This window comes from Methylobacterium sp. WL116 (assembly GCF_008039455.1).
GTDB lineage: Bacteria > Pseudomonadota > Alphaproteobacteria > Rhizobiales > Beijerinckiaceae > Methylobacterium.
In genome coordinates this window covers 1-2,049 of the sequence record NZ_VRUV01000683.1, presented here as the reverse complement: position 1 = coordinate 2,049, position 2,049 = coordinate 1, and the positions used below count along the sequence as shown (strand labels likewise).

The 2,049-nt window shown below is 72.5% G+C and carries 2 protein-coding genes; both read left to right on the top strand.

Translation table 11 applies throughout. The annotated features are described in order from the left end of the window. The coding region (locus FV223_RS26225) for an S-adenosylmethionine:tRNA ribosyltransferase-isomerase (RefSeq protein WP_187276256.1) at nucleotides 1-642 on the top strand (642 nt) is incomplete at its 5' end. Between the two features lie 260 nt (nucleotides 643-902). Further along, nucleotides 903-2,042: a tRNA guanosine(34) transglycosylase Tgt gene (gene tgt / locus FV223_RS26215; RefSeq protein ID WP_147729673.1), complete on the top strand. Its 1,140-nt coding sequence runs from the start codon at nucleotides 903-905 to the stop codon at nucleotides 2,040-2,042. Nucleotides 2,043-2,049: the final 7 nt, after the last annotated feature.

The window sequence follows — 2,049 nt, the reverse complement described above, 5'->3', positions numbered from 1 at the left end:
GCCCTCGACGAGGCCGTCGCCGCCATCGGCGAGCTGCCGCTGCCGCCCTACATCGCGGGCAAGCGCCCCACCGACGCGCGGGACGCCACCGACTACCAGACGGTCTACGCCCGCAACCCCGGCGCCGTCGCCGCTCCCACCGCCGGGCTGCACGTCTCCGACGGCCTTCTGGCGCGGCTGGACGCCGCCGGGATCGGCCGCCACACGGTCACCCTGCATGTCGGCGCCGGCACGTTCCTGCCGGTCAAGGCCGAGGACACCGCCGACCACCGCATGCACGCCGAGATCGGCTTCCTGGCGGCCGAGACCGCCGAGCGCCTGAACGCGGTGCGGGCGGCGGGCGGGCGGATCGTGGCGGTAGGCACCACCGCGCTGCGCCTGCTGGAGAGCGCGGCCGACGCGGACGGGCGCCTCCACCCCTTCGCCGGCCCGACCGAGATCTTCATCACCCCCGGCACGCGCATCCGCGCGGTCGACGCGCTGATGACCAACTTCCACCTGCCGCGCTCGACCCTGTTCATGCTGGTCTCGGCCTTCTCCGGCCTCGACACCATGCGCGCCGCCTACGCGCACGCGATCGCGGAAGGCTACCGGTTCTACTCCTACGGCGATTCGAGCCTGCTGTTTCCGGCCCAGGTCTGATAGGGCTGACCGACACCGCGCATCTCCCTCCCCCCGTCGCGGGGGAGGGTGGCCCCTGCGTGAACAGGGGTCTGGAGAGGGGAGCGCCGTATCCGGAAGCGTCGCTCCCCTCTCCCGACCCGCTTCGCGGGCCACCCTCTCCCGCACCCAAATCGGGCTTGCCCGATTTGGGCACCGGGTACACAGATCTCGGGCAAGCCCGAGATCTGGGGGGCGAGGGGGCGCTGCCCGAGGCAACCTGGAAGCCGTCTCACCTCAGCATGTCCGACACAGACTTCACCTTCGCCGTCCACGCCACCGACGGGCAAGCCCGCACCGGGGCGATCACCATGCCGCGGGGAACGATCCGCACGCCGGCCTTCATGCCGGTCGGCACCGCCGGCACGGTCAAGGCCATGTATGCGAGCCAGGTGCGCGCGCTCGGCGCCGACGTGGTGCTCGGCAACACCTATCACCTGATGCTGCGCCCGGGCGCCGAGCGGATGGCGCGGCTCGGCGGCCTGCACCGCTTCATGCGCTGGGACGGGCCGATCCTCACCGATTCCGGCGGCTTCCAGGTGATGTCGCTGTCGGCGCTCCGGAAGCTCGACGAGCAGGGCGTGACCTTCCGCTCGCATGTCGACGGCACCGCCCACCACATGTCGCCGGAGCGCTCGATCGAGATCCAGGGCCTGCTCGGCTCCGACATCCAGATGCAGCTCGACGAGTGCGTGCGCCTGCCGGCCGAGCGCGAGGCGATCGAGAAGGCGATGCGCCTCTCCCTGCGCTGGGCCGAGCGCTGCCGCACCGCCTTCGGCGAGCAGCCGGGCAAGGCTCTGTTCGGGATCGTGCAGGGCGGCGACGTGCCGGAGCTCCGGGTCGAGAGCGCCCGCGCGCTCGCCGGCCTCGACCTCAAGGGCTACGCCATCGGCGGCCTCGCGGTCGGCGAGCCGCAGGCGGTGATGCTCGCCATGATCGAGACGGTGGAGCCGCACCTGCCACGGGCCAAGCCGCGCTACCTGATGGGCGTCGGCACCCCGGACGACCTGATGCGCTCGGTCTCGCGCGGCATCGACATGTTCGATTGCGTGATGCCGACGCGGGCCGGCCGCCACGGCCTCGCCTACACCCGCCACGGCCGGATCAACCTGCGTAACGCCCGCCACGCCGAGGACACGCGGCCGCTGGACGAGACCTCCTCCTGCGAGGCGGCGAGCGCGTATTCCCGCGCCTACCTCCACCACCTCGTCCGCTCGGACGAGATCCTGGGGATGATGCTGCTGACCTGGAACAACCTGTCCTACTACCAGGACCTCATGGCCGGGATGCGGGCGGCCATCGCCGAGGGCCGCCTCGCCGCGTTCTGCGACGCAACCCGCGAGGGCTGGGCCCGGGCCGAGCGCGACGCCGCCGCGGGCTGAGGCCGGG

Bases quoted from the DNA above. Each gene is read 5' to 3' on its own strand.
- tgt (WP_147729673.1), top strand. From the start codon at position 903: ATGTCCGACACAGACTTCACCTTCGCCGTCCACGCCACCGACGGGCAA.